The sequence below is a fragment of the Polaromonas sp. P1_G4 genome, assembly GCF_056405475.1.
In genome coordinates this window covers 1-18,704 of the sequence record NZ_JBFUCA010000014.1, presented here as the reverse complement: position 1 = coordinate 18,704, position 18,704 = coordinate 1, and the positions used below count along the sequence as shown (strand labels likewise).

General features: G+C 64.5%; 19 protein-coding genes. 5 read left to right on the top strand and 14 right to left on the bottom strand.

Annotated features, from left to right (window positions below):
• Both AC1D1X_RS01605 and AC1D1X_RS01600 read right to left on the bottom strand, forming a co-directional pair.
• Positions 1–240: hypothetical protein (locus AC1D1X_RS01605; protein WP_477697728.1), on the bottom strand; the 240-nt coding region annotated here is incomplete at its 3' end.
• 183 nt (positions 241–423) lie between these two features.
• On the bottom strand, positions 424–1,182 hold the full coding sequence (locus tag AC1D1X_RS01600) for a Crp/Fnr family transcriptional regulator (RefSeq protein WP_477670015.1): 759 nt from the start codon (positions 1,180–1,182) through the stop codon (positions 424–426).
• 77 nt (positions 1,183–1,259) lie between these two features.
• On the opposite strand from AC1D1X_RS01600, the gene AC1D1X_RS01595 reads away from it, so the two are divergent.
• A complete protein-coding gene (locus AC1D1X_RS01595) occupies positions 1,260–1,667 on the top strand; it encodes a BLUF domain-containing protein (RefSeq protein ID WP_477670016.1) in 408 nt (135 codons plus the stop codon).
• A 3-nt stretch (positions 1,668–1,670) separates the two neighbouring features.
• Here AC1D1X_RS01595 and AC1D1X_RS01590 read toward each other — a convergent pair whose 3' ends face one another.
• Positions 1,671–2,660 carry an MBL fold metallo-hydrolase gene (locus AC1D1X_RS01590; protein ID WP_477697727.1) on the bottom strand — a complete coding sequence of 330 codons (990 nt, stop codon included), beginning with the start codon at positions 2,658–2,660 and terminating at the stop codon, positions 1,671–1,673.
• Between the two features lie 233 nt (positions 2,661–2,893).
• The gene (locus tag AC1D1X_RS01585) at positions 2,894–3,448 is read right to left on the bottom strand and encodes a gluconokinase (protein ID WP_477670018.1); all 555 of its coding nucleotides are present in this window, start codon (positions 3,446–3,448) and stop codon (positions 2,894–2,896) included.
• 142 nt (positions 3,449–3,590) lie between these two features.
• Between AC1D1X_RS01585 and AC1D1X_RS01580 the strand changes: the two genes are divergently transcribed.
• On the top strand, positions 3,591–4,052 hold the full coding sequence (locus AC1D1X_RS01580; RefSeq protein WP_477670019.1) for a TfoX/Sxy family protein: 462 nt from the start codon (positions 3,591–3,593) through the stop codon (positions 4,050–4,052).
• Positions 4,053–4,120: 68 nt separating this feature from the next.
• On the opposite strand, the gene AC1D1X_RS01575 is transcribed toward AC1D1X_RS01580, so the two are convergent.
• Complete coding sequence (locus AC1D1X_RS01575) at positions 4,121–4,750, bottom strand: DUF2917 domain-containing protein (protein WP_477670020.1); 630 nt, start codon at positions 4,748–4,750, stop codon at positions 4,121–4,123.
• Positions 4,751–4,911: 161 nt separating this feature from the next.
• On the opposite strand from AC1D1X_RS01575, the gene AC1D1X_RS01570 reads away from it, so the two are divergent.
• Positions 4,912–5,895 carry a LysR substrate-binding domain-containing protein gene (locus AC1D1X_RS01570; RefSeq protein WP_477697726.1) on the top strand — a complete coding sequence of 328 codons (984 nt, stop codon included), beginning with the start codon at positions 4,912–4,914 and terminating at the stop codon, positions 5,893–5,895.
• Between the two features lie 223 nt (positions 5,896–6,118).
• Here the strand turns inward: AC1D1X_RS01570 and AC1D1X_RS01565 are convergent, their stop codons facing one another.
• The 8 genes from AC1D1X_RS01565 to AC1D1X_RS01530 form a co-directional block, all read right to left on the bottom strand.
• On the bottom strand, positions 6,119–7,588 hold the full coding sequence (locus AC1D1X_RS01565; RefSeq protein ID WP_477697725.1) for an N-acyl-D-amino-acid deacylase family protein: 1,470 nt from the start codon (positions 7,586–7,588) through the stop codon (positions 6,119–6,121).
• Positions 7,585–8,496, bottom strand: coding sequence for a MurR/RpiR family transcriptional regulator (locus AC1D1X_RS01560; protein ID WP_477697724.1), 912 nt, complete (start codon positions 8,494–8,496; stop codon positions 7,585–7,587). Before AC1D1X_RS01560 ends, AC1D1X_RS01565 begins: the two co-directional genes overlap by 4 nt.
• The gene (locus AC1D1X_RS01555) at positions 8,497–9,780 is read right to left on the bottom strand and encodes an amino acid deaminase (RefSeq protein ID WP_477670024.1); all 1,284 of its coding nucleotides are present in this window, start codon (positions 9,778–9,780) and stop codon (positions 8,497–8,499) included. It abuts the gene before it with no gap.
• Positions 9,777–10,766, bottom strand: coding sequence for an ABC transporter ATP-binding protein (locus tag AC1D1X_RS01550; RefSeq protein ID WP_477670025.1), 990 nt, complete (start codon positions 10,764–10,766; stop codon positions 9,777–9,779). Before AC1D1X_RS01550 ends, AC1D1X_RS01555 begins: the two co-directional genes overlap by 4 nt.
• Positions 10,763–11,788 (bottom strand): ABC transporter ATP-binding protein, encoded by a 1,026-nt coding sequence (locus AC1D1X_RS01545; protein WP_477670026.1) that lies wholly within the window; start codon positions 11,786–11,788, stop codon positions 10,763–10,765. Before AC1D1X_RS01545 ends, AC1D1X_RS01550 begins: the two co-directional genes overlap by 4 nt.
• The gene (locus AC1D1X_RS01540) at positions 11,785–12,633 is read right to left on the bottom strand and encodes an ABC transporter permease (protein WP_477670027.1); all 849 of its coding nucleotides are present in this window, start codon (positions 12,631–12,633) and stop codon (positions 11,785–11,787) included. Before AC1D1X_RS01540 ends, AC1D1X_RS01545 begins: the two co-directional genes overlap by 4 nt.
• A gap of 4 nt (positions 12,634–12,637) precedes the next feature.
• Positions 12,638–13,579: an ABC transporter permease gene (locus AC1D1X_RS01535; protein WP_477648166.1), complete on the bottom strand. Its 942-nt coding sequence runs from the start codon at positions 13,577–13,579 to the stop codon at positions 12,638–12,640.
• Between the two features lie 185 nt (positions 13,580–13,764).
• On the bottom strand, positions 13,765–15,321 hold the full coding sequence (locus tag AC1D1X_RS01530) for an ABC transporter substrate-binding protein (protein ID WP_477670028.1): 1,557 nt from the start codon (positions 15,319–15,321) through the stop codon (positions 13,765–13,767).
• 149 nt (positions 15,322–15,470) lie between these two features.
• Between AC1D1X_RS01530 and AC1D1X_RS01525 the strand changes: the two genes are divergently transcribed.
• A complete protein-coding gene (locus AC1D1X_RS01525) occupies positions 15,471–15,860 on the top strand; it encodes a RidA family protein (protein WP_477648168.1) in 390 nt (129 codons plus the stop codon).
• A gap of 157 nt (positions 15,861–16,017) precedes the next feature.
• On the opposite strand, the gene AC1D1X_RS01520 is transcribed toward AC1D1X_RS01525, so the two are convergent.
• Positions 16,018–18,147: a lytic transglycosylase domain-containing protein gene (locus AC1D1X_RS01520; protein WP_477697723.1), complete on the bottom strand. Its 2,130-nt coding sequence runs from the start codon at positions 18,145–18,147 to the stop codon at positions 16,018–16,020.
• Between the two features lie 9 nt (positions 18,148–18,156).
• Between AC1D1X_RS01520 and AC1D1X_RS01515 the strand changes: the two genes are divergently transcribed.
• On the top strand, positions 18,157–18,704 hold a 548-nt coding region (locus AC1D1X_RS01515; RefSeq protein ID WP_477697722.1), incomplete at its 3' end, for a 5-formyltetrahydrofolate cyclo-ligase.

Sequence of the window (18,704 nt, the reverse complement as noted above, 5' to 3'; positions counted from 1 at the left end):
GGGTTTCGCCGCCTTCGCGTCGGCAGCGACATCTGCATCCTTGAGATAGGACTTGATGTTCTTCTGGTAGTCGCGGGTGGCTTCATAGCTCCCTTCGCCCATCTGCCCGGCCGGGGCATCGCCCGGCCTGGACTGGCGCGGCTGAAACTCGCGGGAGCCGCTGCTTTGCTGTTGCTGGCGGTCCGAAACACGGCGCGGTTGCTGCTGCAGGCGTGCACCGGGTGCTTGTGCGTGGTTCATGAACGTCTCCTGGGTGGGTTGTCGGTGCGTGTCGCCACGACCTTCCCTTCGCTGGAAAAGGGGGCAAATCGTGGGCAAGGAGAGTCACCTTAAAACCGGATGCAGGCCGCATTTGTCATCCGCCCCATGACCTTGTTGTCAGCAACCGCCTACACACCTGAACCAAAGCAAAAACAGATGAAATCAGAGTAAAGGAATGTGCGCAGGCGGCGTGTCGTAGTAGTCGGCAATGCGCTCCAGCGCGCGGGTATTGAGCAACCGGAGCTGCCCATTTTCAATCTCATGCAGGCCCAGCTGGCGCAAACGCCTGAGCGTCTTGTTGGTATGCACCAGCGACAGCCCCAGCGCGTCGGCAATATGTTGCTGGTTGATGGGAAACCCTATCCAGCCTTTTTCGGCCATGCCCACGCGTTCCAGCCTGCGGTACAGGTGCATCAACAGCATCGCCACGCGTTCGGTGGCGTTGCGCCGGCCTGCCGTCAGCAGATGGTCATCGACCATACCTTCCTCGCGCGCGCCCATCCACGTGATGTCGTAGCCCAGGCTGGGGTGGTTGCGAAACAGTTCCCACAGGCCGTCCCGCGGGAACACACAGAGGCTGACATCCGTCACGGCCTCGATGCCGTGCATGGCGCCGTCCGCGAACTTTTGCTGCAGGCCGATGAAGTCCCCGGGCAGCAAAAAATTGAGTATCTGGCGACGGCCATCGCTCAGGGTTTTGTAGCGGAAGGCCCAGCCCGAGTAAAGGGTGAAGAGTTTGCCGTTGGGCTTTTGCTCATGCAGGATGGTTGTGCCGGCGGCTACCTGCAAGATGCCAGTGCGGAAGGCCTCGATGAACTGGAGCTCTTCCGCTTTCACGGGCATGAATGCACCGGTCTTGCGTAAACCGCAAGCATTACAGCGAGGCGGGCAGATGGCTGATGTTGGCGTCGGAATGCTCATGGAAGGCACATCTTAGGCGCATATGCCTGTGTCTTTTGACATTGTGAGGTGTGCAGTCCGTCGTTACATTCGGCGCAATGAAAAAAATAAGCACCACTTTGTATGAAATTCTTTACGTCAGCACACTCGCGCCGGAGGCGCCGTTGAGCGTAGTGGGGGATATTGCGGCCAAGGCTCGCCTGGTCAATGCGGAGCGCGACATTACGGGACTGCTGATTTTTGACGGCATGCGCTTTTGCCAGCAACTGGAGGGCGACCAGAAGCAGGTGCTGGCGTTGCTGGAGCGCATCCGCCAGGACACCCGCCACATCAACATGCAGGTTCTGCACCACGACGAACTGGCTGCCCGGCGATTCCGGCGCTTCAGCCTGGGTTACTGCATGGTCGACGACGACGACGTGCTGGACCGGATGGAGCAGATGGACGGGCAAGTTGCGCTGGAGGCATTTGTGGGGCTGCTGTCCAGGCTGGATCTCGACGCCTGAGGTTCAGCCCTGCAGCGCTTGCCACATTTCCTGGYCGCGTTCGGCTGTCCAGATACGCGGGTTCTTGATGCCGCTGGCTTCGTCAAATGCGCGGCTCACGTCAAACGGCAGGCAGTGCTCGTAAATAAACACATGACCGAAGATCGGGTCCATGCTTTTGCGGGTGTGGTCCATGGCGGCTTTGAGGTCCATGCCGGCGGCGGCGGCTTCCTTGCCCGCCTGGTACAGCGTTTCGACCCAGCGCTTCGTATAGTCCAGTGCCTTGTTGACATTGGCAGCGCCCTTCATGGCCTCGCCGCGGCCGGGCACGATGGCTTCGGCTTTGAGCGCGCGCAGGGCTTCCAGTGTGGCGGGCCATTCCTCCAGCTGGGCGTCGCCGGTGTAGACGCCGGCCTCGTACTCGACCAGGTCGCCTGAGAACAGCACTTTTTCTTCTTCGACCCACGCAATCGTGTCGCCGCGTGTGTGGCCGGGGCCCGGGTGCCAGACCTGCACCTTGACACCGCCCAGGTCCAGCACCAGCTTGCCGGGCACTTCGCCCTTCACCGGGTTGCCGCCGTCGATGACCAATGTCGGCCAGGTCAGGCCGGGCACGCTTTCGGCGTTGCGAAAGAGACGCGGAAAGCGTTCCATCTCGCTTTGCATGTCCTGCGCGCCGCGCTCGACGATGAGCTCGTACGTGCCCTGGCTGGCGATCACTTCCGTGGCGCCTTCCGCAATGTAGGCACTGGCGCCCAGCACCCGGACCGCGTGGTAATGCGTGAGCAGCACATATTTGATGGGCTTGTCGCTCACGGTGCGGATGCGGGCGATCAGGTCTTGCGCCATGGCCGGGGTGGCGGTGGCGTCGCTCACCATGATGAATTTGTCGCCAATGATCACGCCGGAATTGGGGTCGCCCTCGGCGGTATAAGCCCAGCAATGTGCGCTGAGCTGCTCAAAGGTGATGACCTTGTCGGTGAGATCGGACTGCGAGGCGAAGGCTTTGGACATGCGGTTCCTGTGTCTGGGACGCTGTGCCGCCGGTTCAATGAACCCGGCGGCAGTTTTGGGTCATTTTACTTAAACGTAATGCGTTACGGATAGTTGAACCAATACACCTGCCCGGTGAAAACGATTTTCAAGGTCGCTATTGATTTGATAGCTGCTTGCGCTCGTCCTGATTGGCCTGCAAGGCAATTTGATGCCAAAAAAAGGGCCCTGCAGGCGAGGCCGGCGGCAGGGCGCTACCCGCGGATTGCCAGCCAGGCAACCGCGCTGTCGGCCAGGGCTTCCAGGGAAGCATTTCCGGCCAGGGTCAACACCCCCGGCTCGGCCGAAGGGTCCTGCAGCGCCTCGAACTGGCTGGCGACCAGGCTGGGCGGGTAAAAGTGGCCCGGCCGCGCGGAGACGCGCCGCAGGGATTCGGCCTGGCTGATGGCCAGGTGCACAAACTGCAGACCGGGCACGGCGCCGCGCAGGCTGTCGCGGTAAGCGGCCTTGAGGGCGGAGCAGGTCAGCACCACACCGGCCGGGTGACGCGCCAGCTCCACACCCAGCTGGCGCAGCCAGTCGGCGCGGTCCTCGTCCGTGAGGGGAATGCCTTGCTGCATCTTCTGGATGTTGCCGGAGGGATGAAAATCATCGCCTTCGATCAGCGGCAACGCCAGCTGGTCGGCCATCAAACGCCCGACCGCCGACTTGCCGCAGCCGGCCACACCCATAACCACCACATGGACTGCCGGCGTGGCGAGGCGCACACCGGGCGCGGAGAAGGAATGGGTCTGGGAAGCTGGGGCCATGCCCAAATTATCGCGGCCCGCCGTGCCTTTACGCGTCGCGCCCGCGATATCTGCCAGGCACCGGTTTTTTTGAGCAAAGCGACAGCCATGGCGCGCTGAGCCTGCCGCAACACAATTGCACCGGGTTTGGTATGGTTGCGCGATGGCCTCTTCCACGAATGATTTTGCGACCTACTGCTGCGAGCTTTTGTCAGGCGTCGGGCGCTGCACGGCCAGGCGCATGTTTGGCGGGTTTGGCATCAGCACCTCGGGACTGACGCTGGCCCTGGTGGCCGACCTGGGCGGCGGCGAGAAGCTGTGGCTCAAGGCCGACGCGGAGACCCGCAGCCTGTATGAAGCCCATGGCTGTGAGCGGTTCACCTATGAGATGACACGCAATGGCGTCAGCGCGCCGCACAGTCTCAACTACTACGCGGCACCCGAAGAGGCGATGGAGTCGCCCGCCGTGATGCTGGAGTGGGCGCGCGTAGCGCTGGAGTGTGCGTTGAAGGCGCGTGCGGCCAAGGCGACCAAAGCGCCCAAGACAGCGAAGGCGAGGAAAACGCCAAAGGCGCCGGCAACCAGGACCGCCAAAACGGCCAAGCCCCGAACCAGGCGCCCATAAAAAAACCCGCAGCCTTGCGACTGCGGGTTAAACGGTTTTCCCGGAGTAAAACTGTTGGCTATCTGCGCTTAGACCAGGTTGGACATGGCCAGCACGTTGTAGTTGCGCGGCTGGAGCTGATTGTCCCTGTAGGCGTCAAAGTCGTGGCCGGTGACGTGAGGCCGGGCGCGGGCAGTGACGAACACCACGGCAACGGGGGTCAGCACCGCTTCAACAGCGGCGACAGCACCCATCGCCATCCCGCGGACCAGGCGGCCCAGGGCGCTGGTGGCCAGGCCGAAGGCGGCACGCAAGTCACCCAAAGGCTGCATCACGCCGGCGCGCCAGCCGGAAGTCTCTTTCATCTCGGGCACTTCGGCGCAGGCCGTTGCCGGCTCCCAGCTGAAATAAGCGGAAGCAGCGTGACCAGCGCTGAAGGACTCCATCACCAGCGACTCACCCGCCCGCAGCGAAAGGCTTTCGCCCCGGCTGAGGAAATGGTCGCCGGCGCGGACCTGGATGTCCTGGCTGGCGGAGTCGAAGGTGGCCCAGACCCGGCCATGCGCAATTCGCAACACGCCGGCCTGCGAGGCGCGCAGCGTCAGCGCTCGGCCCGCACCCAGTTTCCAGAAGCCCGCCAGGCCGGCCACATGGCCGTTGGTGGCATCGGAAGCCTGTTGCAAGAAACGATCTCCTGAGAGGTGAGCTGCGTGGTCCATGGTGTTCTCCTAAAAAGGCACAAAGTGAGTGATGAGGGTTGAATCATCTCGCCACGGGCTTGCACAGTCCAATGAAATCGCGGTAAGCTATTGATTCCATAATCGCATCAATCAATTAGGCCCGAATTGCCCTATTTGGCCTTTTTCACCCTCACACTGTCATGCTCCATTCACAAACACACCTGCGCTCCCGGCCGATTTCCGCCGGCCAGTTAAGGGCTTTTGAGGCCGTCGCCCGCCACCTCAACTTCCGCGCCGCCTCGGAGGAGCTGRCCCTCACCCAATCGGCTGTGAGCCGCCAGATCCAGGGCCTGGAGGAAGACGTGGGCGTGAGCCTTTTTCACCGCCATACCCGGGCGGTGGAGCTCACCACCGCCGGCGGCATCCTGCTGCGGGCCGTCACGCCCTCGCTGGAGCGCATTGACAACGCCGTGCGGCAGATACGCCAGACCGCCGGGCGCAAGAGCGTTTCGCTCACCACCTTTGCCTCGTTTGCCTCGATGTGGCTGATTCCGCGGCTGGAGGGCTTTCAGCGCGACAACCCCGACATCGACATCCGGATTGATGCGTCAGACGTGGCGGTGGACCTGGACATTTCTGACCTGGACCTGGCGCTGCGCTACGCCCCGGCCAGCCACATGCCGCCAGGCGCCATACGCCTTTTCGGCGAGCAGATCACGCCCGTCATCAGCCCCTGGCTGCTCAAAAGCGGGCCGCGCCTGAAGAAGCCAGACGATCTGGCACAGTTCACCTTGATTGAGGCGGGCGACGCGCATCACACCCATCTGGAATGGCTGACCTGGCGCCGCTGGCTGGAAGAGCACGCCAGCCCCAAGCTGGAAGCCAAGCGCTGGCTGTACTTCAACTACGCCTACCAGATGGTGCAGGCGACGCTGACGGGCCAGGGCGTGGTGCTGGCGCGGCTGCCACTGATTGCCGAAAGCCTGGCCTCAGGCGATCTGGTGGAGCCCCTGCCGCAAATGCGCATGGAGTCTCCGATGAGTTATTGGCTGATCATCGGCCCGCGCAATGTGGCCCGGCCCGAAGTGCTGGCGTTTTGCGACTGGCTCAAAAGCCAGGCCGCGCTGACGCGCGAGGCGATTGGCGATGTGCCTGATCCGGATACCGTGGATTCCCTGGACTAGAAATAGGGCCCCCACGCTCCCCCACTTCGTATGGGTCGCTGCCCCCCCGAGGGGGTCGCCCGCCTGTGGCCCGGCAAAGCCGGTTCCACGGCTCATGCTGGGTTAAAGAATTCTTGGGGCACTACCAGTGGGGGCCGAGGGTCCGGCTTCGCCGGCCCCAGGCGCCGCCCCCTTGAGGGGGGAACAGGCTACACGCAGTGAGCCTGGACGGGGGTGTTTCTTATTACACATGCCGTTTTAACAGGCGCCCGGCGCGCGCCTGCACCCTGACGCTGGCCGCATCAGCAGCGCCGGCGACGTAGGCCAGTTCGCCGTTCACAAAGACTTTTTCAATGCCGTCCGAAAGCGCGATCGGGTTTTCGTACGTCGCCACGTCGCGCACTCGGACCGGGTCCAGCACCACGACATCGGCGTACCAGCCCGGCTGCAACTGGCCGCGCTGGTGCAGGCGGAAGTTGCGCGCCGAGAGGCCCGTCATCTTGTAGATCGCGGTCTCCAGCGAAAACAGCTGCTGCTCGCGCCAATAGCGCGCCAGCACCCGCGGGAAGGCGCCCCACAGGCGCGGGTGCGGATGCTTGTCATGCGGCAGGCCGTCCGATCCGATCATGGAAAGCGGATGGGCAATGACGCGCCGTACGTCGTCCTCGTGCATCTGGAAATAGCAGGCCCCGCCGGGCTGCAGGCGGCGGCAAACTGTTTTCTGGTCAACGCCCCACTCGGCTGCAATCGACGCCAGGGTGCGGCCCATCATTTCCGGATGCGGGGCCGACCAGCTCACGAGCACGTCAATAATGCCGTCGACCAGGTCTTCGCGCAGCACGGTCGAGCCGGCCACGTAGGGATAGACATCCATCGCGATGTCCTGGCGCTGCGCCAGCGTGTCGATCAGCGGCAGCGTCTCCTGCGTGCGGCCCCAGTTGGCCGGGCCGGCGCATTTGTGATGCGAGATCACCAGCGGCACACCTGCCTCGAAGGCGCAGCCGGCGGCCTCGTGCATGGCCTCCAGGATGTCGGCCATCTCCGAGCGCATGTGTGTGGCGTAAATGCCGCCGTACCGCGCGACGACGCGCGCCAGCGATGTCACCTCGGCGGCCRGTGCCGGCATGGCTTCGGCGTAAAAGAGGCCCGACGACAGGCCGATCGCGCCCTGGGCCATGCATTGCTCCAGCAGGGTGCACATGGCGGCCACTTCGCCGGCGGTGGCTGGCCGGTTGAGGTCGTCCACACAGGCATAGCGCAGCGTGGTGTGGCCGATCAGCGGCGCTACATTGACGGCCGGCTGCGCCTCGCCCACCGCCTGCGCATAAGCATCCACCGAGGGGTACTTGAATGAATTTCCCAGCAGGGTGAGGGCGCCCTGCGGTTCCTCCACCACGAAAGGCGCGACCGACAGGCCGCAGTTGCCGGTGACCACCGTGGTGATGCCCTGCGACAGCTTGGGAAACATGCCGGGCGCGTTCAGCACGATAGCGTCGTCGTGGGTGTGCACGTCGACGAAGCCGGGCGCAATCACCAGGCCGCTGCAGTCGTACACCTGGACATCGGACAGAGACAGGCCGTCCGGCAGGCTGCGACGCAAGTCCGGGCCCATGGCCACGATCCGGTCGCCCGCCAGCAGAAGGTCACCTGATCGGCCAGTCGCGCTGGTACCGTCCACCAGCAGGCCATTTTCCAGCAAGGTGGCGCGCGTCATCGTACTTTCCCCATGGTGAGCTTGGCGCCTTCGTCCCAGTCCAGCCGGGGGTGGTGGTGCATGTCCACGCCGCGTGTTTCCAGCGTGTGCTGGATGTTGGCCAGCCGGTTCACGGCCTTGTCGCCCAGGCGCTGCGCCACCAGCACGGTGAGGATTTCGATCACCGTCAGGTGCGCCAGGTAGGCCTCGGGGCCCACCGGCATTACCGGGTCGGGCGCCACTTCCACGCCCAGCACGATGTCGGCCAGCGCCGCCAGCTGCGAGCCGGGCTGGGTGAGCGCGATGATGGTGGCGCCCTGCGAGCGCGCCACGTCCACAGCCTCCAGCAACGAGGGCATGCCGCCGACATGTGTGATGGCCATCACCACGCCACGCGGGCCGATGGTAGCGGCCGAGATCAGCTGCAGGTGCGGGTCCAGGTAGCTGTTGGAAGCCACGCCCATGCGGTACAGCCGCGCCTGCAAGTCGGAGGCCATGAAGTTGGAGGTGACGCCGACGCCATAGCAGTCCACCCGGGCGCCGTCGACGATGGCGTCGGCCGCCGCCTGCACCGCTTCCACATTGAGCTGGGCCTGCACGCTGTTGATCACCGTGGTGGCGCCGCGCGTCACCTTGGCGATGACCTGCCGGGTGTCGTCATCGATGCGCACGCGCCGGTTCAGCGGCGAGCCGCCCACCGCGAGTTCTTGCGCCAGCGCCAGCTTGAACTCGCGCAGCCCGGGGTAGCCCRGGTCACGGCAGGTGCGCATGATGGTGGGGACCGAGCTGTTGGCGCGCTGTGCCAGGGTCTCGAAGGTTTCGTCCAGCACGCGCTGCGGGTCTTCCAGGATCAGGGCCAGCACAGTGCGCCGCGCAGCGGGCGCGCGGTCCATGATCTCGGCAATTTTTTCAAGGACGCGTGGAGTCATTTAAAAGCAGGTGACGATGGCGTCACACACGTTGTTTTGTTCGTCCACCACCGGCATCCAGCGCCATTTGTCGAAGGTGGTGCAGGGGTGGGAGATGCCCAGCGCAACCAGGTCGCCCACGCGCAGGGCCTGGTGTTCGGGGCCACTGCCGCGCAGGTAGGCATGCTGGTCGTTCAGGCCGGCGATCTTCCAGTCTGCAGGCGCCGGTGTCATGGTGGCCTCGCCCGCTCTGCACACACCCAGGGGCACGGGAAGCTCCAGGTCGTAGGAGATGTCGCGCTTGCCCACCGCGAGAATGGCCAGGCCCGGTTCAGGGCAGGATTGCACCGCCGCCCACACCTCCATCGCCGCGTGCAAGCCATGGCCGCAGCCCATGCGCGCAGCTACCGTATTCATGAAGCGGTGGTACGTGCCATGGTCGTGCGTCACATAGCAGCCCGAACGCAGCAGGCCCTGCACAGGCTGCGACAGTTTCATCTTCAGGTGTTCGGCTACCAGATCGAAGATGGCGGAGCCACCGGCCGTGAGCAGGATTTCATTCGTTTCGAACAACTGTTGTTCGTCGCAGGCTTTGGCGATGTCGCGCACACGCTGCATCAGCGCATTGGCGTAGGCCGTGTCGGCGTCTGACTGGCCGGTGGCGCCCAGGCCTTCGTAGCATTCGATGCCGACCAGCCGCGTGGCCTTGCCGCTGCGCAGGCGCTGAGCCAGGGCCAACGCCTGCTCGTGGCTGCGGCAGCCGGTGCGGCCGCCGTCCACACCGATCTCCAGCAGCACGTCGAAAGGCTCAGCGTGTGCATTCACCGCATGCCAGGCTTCAATGAGCTCCGCCTGCGCCAGTGAGTCCACCAGAAAAGCCACCCTCAGCCCGGCATGGGCACGCTTGAGGTCGGCTATGCCCTGCAGGTCCACCGACTGGAACACCTGGTTGGCGATCAGGCAGCGTTTCGCACCGGCCGTCACGCCTGCGCGCAGCTGCGTCACGGTGGCGAAGGTCAAGCCCCAGGCGCCGGCATCGAGCTGACGCCGGAACAGCTGCGGCGACATGGTGGTTTTGCCGTGCGGCGCCAGGCCCACGCCGTGGCTGCCGGCAAAACCCTGCATCCATTGCAGGTTGCCGGCCAGAGCGTCGCGGCGGATCACGGCCAGCGGCAACGGCAGGTCGCCGCGCAGCACGTTCCAGCCCTGGGTGCCAACGGCCGAGCGGCGCAGCGGCGGGCTATGGTGCGGAAAGCCCTTCCAGGAGGCGTCGAGCAGGGGGTCGAGAATATCTTGCAGTGTCATGGTGTCGTCAATGATTCGATGTCGTCTCGGATGCAGGCTTTGAGGCGGCCGCCGCCCATGTCGCGCGGCTCCGGCCGTGTCTCGGCACAGGCGTCAATGGCATGCGGGCAGCGTGTGCGAAACACGCAGCCCGAAGGCGGATTGACCGGGCTGGGCATGTCGCCTTTCAAGGGCACATGCACCATCCTGATGGTCGGGTCCGGTTTGGGCGAAGCGGCCAGCAGGGCCTGCGTGTAGGGATGCAGCGGCCGCGCGAACAGCTGCGCCGTCGGCGCCACTTCCATCACCCGGCCCAGGTACAGCACAACCACCCGGTCGCACAGGTATTCCACCACATCCAGGTCATGCGAGATGAACAGCATGGTCAGCTTCAGGCTATCGCGCAGGTCGCACAGCAGGTTGACCACCTGCGCCTGGATGGAAACGTCCAGTGCCGAGAGCGGCTCATCGGCCACGATGAATTCAGGCTGCACCGAGAGGGCCCGCGCCACGCCGATGCGCTGCCGCTGGCCGCCGGAAAACTCGTGCGGGTAACGCGCCGCGTGTTCAGGCGGCAGCCCCACTAACTGCAACAGCTCGGCGATGCGCTGTGCGGTGGCCTCCTTGCCTTTGGCCAGGCCATGCACCTGCAATGCCTCGCCCAGGATGTCGCGTACCCGCATCTTGGGGTTCAGGCTGGCGTATGGGTCCTGGAAGATCATCTGCAGCTTGCTGCGCAGCGCGCGCATGCGGCTGCCCGAGGCCGCGCCGAGGTCTTCGCCGCGGTAGCTCACCGTGCCGCCGGTGCTGTCGACCAGGCGCAGCAGGGCGCGGCCGATGGTGCTCTTGCCCGAGCCCGATTCGCCCACCAGGCCCAGTGTCTCGCCGGGATGGATCACGAAGGACACATCGTCCACGGCGCGCACTGGCCGCACAGAGGAACCGAAGAATTTCTGCAGGTTGCGCACCTCGATCAAGGGCGCAGCGGCTGGGGTCTGTGCGCTCATGCGGCCTCCGGCACCAGGATGCAGCGGGCGCTGCCGCCGGCTTCGTCGTTGCGCAACGCCGGCATGGCGTCGCGGCAGGCCGCGATGGCCTTGTCACAGCGCGGCTCGAAAGCGCAACCCGGTGGCGGCGCCAGCGGGCTGGAAACCTGGCCGCGGATGGCATAGAGTCGGCGCTTGCCTCCCGCCGCATGTGAGCCCTCGCCCGCCGACGCCCGCCCGCGCTGCTGCGCCGGCAGGCAGGCCAGCAGGCCCTGCGTGTAAGGATGCTGCGGCCGTGCGAACAGGTCGTTGACGGGCGCGGCCTCCACGATGCGGCCGGCGTACATCACAGCCACGTCATCGGCATGGTGGGCCACCACGCCCAGGTTGTGGGTGATGAACAGGATGCTCATGCCGGTCTCAGCCTGCAGCCTGCGCATCAGCGCCAGGATCTGCGCCTGGATGGTAACGTCCAGCGCGGTGGTGGGTTCGTCGGCGATCAGCAGCGTCGGGTCGCAGGCCATGGCCAGCGCGATCATCACCCGCTGGCGCATGCCGCCCGAAAGCTGGTGCGGGTATTCATGCAGGCGCTGGGCAGCCGCCGGGATCTCGACGAGCTCCAGCATGCGCAGGGCYTGGGCCAGGGCGGCCGCATGGCCCAGGCCCTTGTGCAGGCGCAGCGATTCGGCCACCTGCTCACCCACGGTGAAGACCGGGTTCAGGCTGGTCATCGGCTCCTGGAAGATCATCGCCACCTCGTTGCCGCGGATTGCGCGCATGCGCGGCTCGGGCAGCGTCAACAGGTCCAGCGTTTCGCCGGCGCGATTGACGAACAGGGCCTGGCCGCTGACCTGCGTCGAAGCGGTTCGCGGCAAGAGGCGCATCAGCGTCAGGCTGGTGACCGATTTGCCCGAGCCCGATTCGCCGACCAGGGCTGTGGTCTTGCCGGCACGGATGTTGAAGCTCACGTCGGCGACGGAGCGGATCAGGCCTTCGTCGGTGTCGAAGAAGGTGGAAAGGTGGCGTACTTCGAGACGGTTCACATCGATTTCCGCAGGCGCGGATCCAGCAGGTCGCGGATGCCGTCGCCCAGCAATTGAAGCGACAGCGCGGTAAGGATGATGGCCAGGCCCGGGAACAGCACGATCCACAGCGCCTGGTGGGCGTATTGCTGGCTGCCGGCGACCATGGTGCCCCAGGTCGGGATTTCGGGCGGCACGCCCACACCCAGGAAAGACAGCGCGGCTTCCGCCAGGATGGCGTAGGCAAAGATGAAGGAAGCCTGCACGAGAATCGGCGACATCAGGTTGGGCAGCACATGGCGCCAGAGGATGCGCACGGTGGAGACCCCGACGGCGCGCGCCGCTTCCACAAACAGCAGCTCGCGCACCACCAGCGTCGAGGCGCGCACCACCCGCGCCACGCGAGGCGTGTAGACCAGCACCAGGGCCAGCACCACGTTCAACATCGAGGGGCCGAGAATGCCGACCAGGGCGATTGCCAGCAGGATGTCGGGGAAGGACATCATGGCATCGACCAGCCGCATGACGGGCGCGTCGAGCCGGCGAAAGAAACCCGCGATCAGGCCAAACAAGGTGCCGGCCACCACCGAACCCAGCGCCGTCAGCAGCGCGATGGTCAGCGAATAGCGTCCGCCGAAGGCGATGCGGGCAAACAGGTCGCGGCCCAGTTCGTCGGTGCCGAACAGGTGAGCAGAAGAGGGTTGCGAGAGGCGCTGGCTCACGGCGGTTTCGTTCGGGTCCAGCCCGCTCAGGGGGCCGGCGAAGAGTGATACCAGCACCACCACGACCAAAGCGATGGCCGCGGCCAGAACGATACGGCGGCGAAACAGCTTGCGCAGGATGAGAGGAAGTTGAGGCATACGCATCGCTTCAGTACTTCACGCGTGGATCGACCACGGTGTAGAGCAGGTCGATCGCAAAGTTGATCACCACATAGATTGCCGCCACCACCAGCAGTGCCCCCTGGATCACCGGGTAGTCGCGCCGGATCACCGCGCTCACCACCAGGTTGCCCACGCCGGGCAGGCCGAACACCGTCTCGGTGACCACCGCGCCACCGATCATCAGTGCCACTGTCAGGCCGAGCACGGTGACGATGGGCACCAGCGCGTTGCGCAGCGCATGTTTGAGCACCACCACGTTTTCCGAAAGCCCCTTGGCCCGGGCAGTGCGCACGTAGTCCTCGCCCAGCACATCCAGCATCGAAGCGCGGGTGAAGCGGATGATCAGCGCTGAATTGAGCACGCCCAGCACCGTGGCCGGCAGCACCAGGCAGTGGATGCGGGCCGCCAGCGAGGCGCCCGGCTCGCCATAGCCCGAGACGGGGAACCAGCCCAGCGAGACCGCGAAGATCTGCATCAGCACCAGGCCGAACCAGAAGCTGGGTATGCTGGCGCCCAGCATGGCGAAGCCGGTGAAAGCCTGGTCGACGGCCCTGCCACGATACACGGCCGAGACGATGCCGCACGGCACACCGATCAGCGCGGCAATGGCGATGGCCATCAGCGAGAGCAGGGTCGTGGGCTCGGCCCTCTCCCACAGCGCCTGGGTTACCGGGCGCTGCAGAAAGATCGATTCGCCCAGGTTGCCGCGCGCCAGCTCCCGGACCCACAAGCCGAACTGCACCGGCAGGGGYTTGTCCAGGCCATAGACCTTCTGCACGCGCGCGATGTCCTCGGCCGTGGCCTGGTCGCCCAGCAGCACGGCGATCGGGTCACCCGGGGCAGCGCGCGTGAGGATGAAAACCAGCACCGCCACGATGGCCATGACCACCAGCATGCCGCCCAGCCGGGACAGGAGGTACCGTGTCATGACGTTGCTCTATTCAATGATGCGAATTTTTTACTCATTCGAAGGCACTCCACGTCCCCATCTCCACGCCCGCCGAAAGAACAGCGAAATAAAGCCAGTTGAGCCGCGGAACCGGCTTTGCCGGGCCGCAGGCGGACGGCCCCCTCGGGGGGCAGCGCATTACACGGAGTGAAAAGCGTGGGGGCTCAACTCTTTAGGCTGGTGTTCCAGAAGAACGGGTAGGTGTAGGGGGTGTAGCCCTGCAGCGCAGGCGCACGCGCCGACAGGCTGGCGAACTTGCCCACCTGGATGTAAGGCACCTCGTCATACACCACCTGCTGCACCTTGCCCCATAGCGCACCGCGCTTGGCAGGGTTCGGCTCCTGGTTCAGCGCGGCCAGTGCCTCGGCCTTGGCGGGCGAGCTCCACCAGCCCGGCGCGCCGTCGCCCAGCTGCGGCGGTGAAAGCATGGGCTCGGGGAACAGGCCCGAATGGGTGATGTAGATGTCCCACAGCTTGGGGTCGGCGCGGCGCTGCAGCAGCGTCGCCCACTCGACCACGTTGAGTTCGGCCTTGAAGCCGGCACGCTTGAGCTGCTCGGCCATGATCAATGCCATGTTGTAGTGAAAGTCGTACTGCCGGCTGGTCAGGATACGCACCGGCTCGCCCTTGTAGCCGGCCTGCTCGGCCTGGCTCTTGGCCTTCTTGGCATCGCGTTCGTTATAGGCTGCGGTGCCGGCTGTGGAATAGAAGGGCGTGCCTTTGGGGAAGTGGTTACCTTCGGCGATGAAAAATCGCGTGTCGCCAAAGCCCGCTGCCAGCATCTCGCCTTCGCCCAGCGCGGTCTGCACCGCCTTGCGCACCGGTTGATGCGCCAGTGAACCCTCCTTGGTGTTGAACACCAGGTAAGGAAAGCCGAAAGAGGGCGTCATGATGGGCACGACCTTGCCGCCGGCTTTTTCCAGCCGCGGCAGCGCCTCGATCGGCAGCAGATCGGCGTAGTGGAACTGGCCGGCCAGCGCACCCTCCACCCGCGTGTTGGCATTGGGCACCGGTACGAAGCGCAGTTCCTCCACCACGGCCACCCGCTTGCCGCCGTAACCGCTGGCAGCTTCATTGCGCGCGGTGTAGCCATCGAAGCGGGTGAGCAGCACATACTGGTCGGGCTTGCGCTCCTTGAACTTGTAGGGCCCCGTGCCCACGTATTCGCGCAGCGGTTGGGCCAGCGATTCCTTGGCCATGATGGCTGCCATGCCCGAGGCCATCGCCAGCTGCGAGAGCAGCGGCGCATAGGCGTTCTTCAGGCTGATCTCCACGCTGAGTGGGCCCTTGGCCGACAGGTCGGCCACCTGCACCGCCACCGACTTGCCACGCGGCGAGACTTCCATCCAGCGCTTCAGGCTGGCCACCACGTCGTCAGCATGAAGCTCGCGCCCGCTGTGCAGCATCACGCCCTTGCGCAGGGCGATGCTGTAGAGCTTGCCGTCCGCCGATATCTTGGGCATCGCCTCGGCCAGCATCGGCACCAGGGCCGCCTTGGCGTCGAAGGTGAACAGCGGCTCGTAGACGTGCTGCATGATGATGCAGACCAGGTCGGCCGGGGTCGACTGGATGTCCAGCGTCGGCGGCTCAGCCACCATGGCCAGATTCAGGGCTGACTTGCCCGTCTGCGCGGCGGCCGGACCGAAGCCGGCGCCGGCCGCACCCAGGGCCAACAGGGAGGACAAGGCAGTGCGGCGGTGCATGCGAATTCCACGGATCATGACAACTCCTGATTGAAGTTAAATTTCAAAAGTGAAGATTAATTGACCTGAAGACGATCATTTTCAGGATAAACCCGAGTATTTGCGCATATTCATGAAAATATATTTCATAATTTGCCATAAAAGAGACTGGAAAAAAGGAGTTCTTCATGCCTCTGGAACATTTCGGAAATCCTCCGCTGGCCTCCGACCGCCAGCCCCGACCGTTCTCACCCGCCGTACGCGCCGGTGACTTCGTCTATGTCTCCGGCCAGGTGCCGGCCAATGAAAACGGCGAGATCGTGACCGGCGGGATTGAGGTGCAGACCCACCAGGTGATGAAGAACCTGCAGGCGGTGCTGGCCCTGGCCGGTTGCACGCTGGACGACGTCTGCAAGAGCACTGTTTGGCTGCAGGACGCGCGCGACTTCGGCAGTTTCAACCGCATCTACATGGGCTATTTCGGTGAGAAGAAGCCGGCCCGCTCGACGACCGAAGCGCGGTTGATGGTGGATGCGCGGGTGGAGATTGATGTTGTGGCTTATAAGCCAAAGGGCTGAGGCCTGGCTTGTTCTGTCGTTGCGCTTTTTGCTGAGGGTTGCTGGCCGGGGGTTGCCCGGCCAGCAGGATCCAGAGGAGGGTGCGCCGGAAAATTAATAACAACCCTGAAAAAACGCTATCAATTCAATAGCCGCCCGCACTCGTCCCTAAAATACTTCAAGGCAGATCCTTGTAAGGCTCCGGCTGCGCCGCATCCCTGGGCCCCACGGTGCCAAGCCGTGCTTTCAGCGACTGCGGCTGCCCCGTCAGGATGGCCGCGTAATTGGTGGTGTTCGACAGCACTTTTTTCACATAGTCGCGCGTTTCGCTGAACGGCACGCTTTCGGCCCAGATCGCAGCGTCCAGCACCGGCCCGTTGCGCCAGAGGCGTGGCCGCCCGGGGCCGGCGTTGTAGGCTGCGGCGGCCATGGGCATGGAGCCGTTCAGGTCATCCAGCGCAAACTTGAGGTAGGCCGTGCCGATCGCGATGTTGGTATCGCGGTCATTGAGCTGGTCTTGCGTGAAGCCTTCAAGGCCGATTTTTTTGGCCGTCCAGCGTGCCGTCGCCGGCATGACCTGCATCAGGCCCGAAGCGCCCACGCCGGAGCGCGCGTCCATGATGAAACGGCTTTCCTGGCGGATCAGGCCGTACACATAGGCCGGGTCGAGGTTGATGGACTGGCTGCGTTTGGTCACCGTTTCGCGAAACGGCATCGGGAAGCGTTGCTCGAAATCGATCTCGCCTTTGGTGCGCTCACTGGTGTTGATGCAGCGGTCCCAGATCTGCCGGTCGCAGGCGAACTGGGCGGCCGCCAGCAGGTCGCGGTCAGCCATGCCACCGCGCTTGTGCAGGTTGGTGCTGTAGTTCCACTCGCGCGTGCCTTCGGGGCGCAGGCCGACGGCGATGGCATAAGCGGCGCGGTTCAGGCCCGGGTTCAGCCGTGCAGTTTCTTTTTCCTCGGCCGTCAGCGGCGCTGGTCTGGCCGGCACCGTGATCTTCTGGCCCAGCTCTTCCAGCGCGAGCTGCTCGTAAAAACCACGGGCCGACGCGAAGGACTGCAGCAAGGCCAGGGCTTCGGCTCGCTGCGGCGCAATGGTGATGCYGGTGCTGATGGTTTGCGTTACGCCGGGTGTGGTCGCGACGACGATCGGGCCTTTGGGCGCTGCGTCAGGCGGCGCGGTGGCCAGCAGCGCGCGCGCTTTCCAGTAGCTCCAGGTAGGTTCCTTGCGCGCGTCGTCGCTCATGGCGTTGACGGCTGCCAGCACGAGCGTCCAGTTGGGCTGTGTCCCTGCGCGCAATGCGGCCCGGACTTTCCAGCCCAGCATGTCATCGCTGAGGTCGGTGTCCTTGGTGACCTTAGAAAAGTACTGCAGCGCGTCGCCTGCAGGCGTGGTGCCCAGGCGGGTGGCGGCCTGCCTGCCGATCACACCCCAGACCCAGTTGCGCTCTTCGGTATTCAGCTGCATGCCCCATTTGTTTTCCATTTGGGATGCCGCTCCGTCCGTGTCGCTGATCGCCATCTTGATCAGCGCCAGCGTGACGATTTCGCGCCGCGCCTTGCTGAGCGCGAGGTGTTTGCCCGCCAGGAACCTGATGGGGCTGGCATTCAGTTCATTGACCATGCCGACGGCGTCGGGCGCAATGATCTGCACCGCACTGGTCGCTGCGCGTGGCCGGTTGGCCTCGGTGGCCAGGCGGGCCTTGATCCAGACGTCCTGCGCTGTGAGGTTTTTGGTGCCAACCAGCCGCTCGGCGGCCGAGTTGCAGCCGTCGTCTGCCTCGCGCTGTGCATACCAGTTCTTTTTCACTTCGTCGGCCAGGCGCGCATCAGCCACCGGATTTTTGAGGTGTTCGACCAGCAGTGCGTAGCAACGCACTTCCTTGTCATCGTTCATCCGGTAGTTGGGGTATTCAGCGGCAAAGCCGGCCCAGTCGCGGCGCTGGCCCAGCAGCAGCAGCCAGTCGTTGCGCAGCCGGTCTTCCTGGTAGGTGCCGGCGTAACGGCCGAAAAAATCCTGCACCTCTTGCGCACTGGCTTCGCCCAGTCGCGTCTTGAGTTCCCAGTAGGCCGCCCAGGGCTCAAGCGCGTGGCCCCGGGCCTGGGGCAGCAGTTGTGCCAGCCGGCCCTTGTCGCCGCGTTTGAAAGCCTTGTTCATCTCCACAATCACGTTGTCGGCTGCGCTGGCGCTTGCGGGAAGGGTGGTTTGGGCGGTTGCAGGGACGAGCAGCGTCAGGGAGGCAATCGCGGAAAAAATGGCGGGCAGGGAGGCCGCACGTACCGGGCCGTTAAGAAATTTGTATAGCATCGGGACATTATGGACAAATTAAGCATACGCAAGGCGCTGGTGGAAGCGCGACTGAACATGCCTGACCGCCTGGTGCGGGCTGACCTGCTGCAGCGTGTGATGCGCATCTGGCTGGTAGGTTCCACGCACGAGGTGATTGGCGCGTATTGGCCCATCAAGGGCGAGTTCGATCCGCTGCCTGCGCTGTACCGCTGGCAGGAAGATGCCATTTTGAGCCAGGATTCGTCATCAAATCCGGCGCTGGACCAGGTGGAACGTGCGCAACTAGCTACTGAAAGCATAGCAGCGCGGTCGCCGCGCAAGATCGGTCTGCCGGTGGTCAACAAGCTGCACAAGACATTGACTTTCCATGCCTGGTACCCGGGCTGCCCCATGGAAGAAGACGCCTACGGCATTCCGAAACCAAAAGATACAGAGGTGATTATTCCCACCCTGCTGTTCGTGCCCTGCGTAGGTTACGGCCCCGGGGGCTATCGGCTGGGCTATGGCGGGGGCTTTTACGACCGCACGCTGGCCACGCTGCAACCACGGCCTTTCACAGTGGGCCTGGGCTATAC

Bases quoted from the DNA above. Each gene is read 5' to 3' on its own strand.
- AC1D1X_RS01600 (WP_477670015.1), bottom strand. From the start codon at position 1,182: ATGAGCATTCCGACGCCAACATCAGCCATCTGCCCGCCTCGCTGTAAT.
- AC1D1X_RS01595 (WP_477670016.1), top strand. From the start codon at position 1,260: ATGAAAAAAATAAGCACCACTTTGTATGAAATTCTTTACGTCAGCACA.
- AC1D1X_RS01585 (WP_477670018.1), bottom strand. From the start codon at position 3,448: ATGGCCCCAGCTTCCCAGACCCATTCCTTCTCCGCGCCCGGTGTGCGC.
- AC1D1X_RS01580 (WP_477670019.1), top strand. From the start codon at position 3,591: ATGGCCTCTTCCACGAATGATTTTGCGACCTACTGCTGCGAGCTTTTG.
- AC1D1X_RS01575 (WP_477670020.1), bottom strand. From the start codon at position 4,750: ATGGACCACGCAGCTCACCTCTCAGGAGATCGTTTCTTGCAACAGGCT.
- AC1D1X_RS01555 (WP_477670024.1), bottom strand. From the start codon at position 9,780: ATGACACTGCAAGATATTCTCGACCCCCTGCTCGACGCCTCCTGGAAG.
- AC1D1X_RS01550 (WP_477670025.1), bottom strand. From the start codon at position 10,766: ATGAGCGCACAGACCCCAGCCGCTGCGCCCTTGATCGAGGTGCGCAAC.
- AC1D1X_RS01540 (WP_477670027.1), bottom strand. From the start codon at position 12,633: ATGCGTATGCCTCAACTTCCTCTCATCCTGCGCAAGCTGTTTCGCCGC.
- AC1D1X_RS01530 (WP_477670028.1), bottom strand. From the start codon at position 15,321: ATGATCCGTGGAATTCGCATGCACCGCCGCACTGCCTTGTCCTCCCTG.
- AC1D1X_RS01525 (WP_477648168.1), top strand. From the start codon at position 15,471: ATGCCTCTGGAACATTTCGGAAATCCTCCGCTGGCCTCCGACCGCCAG.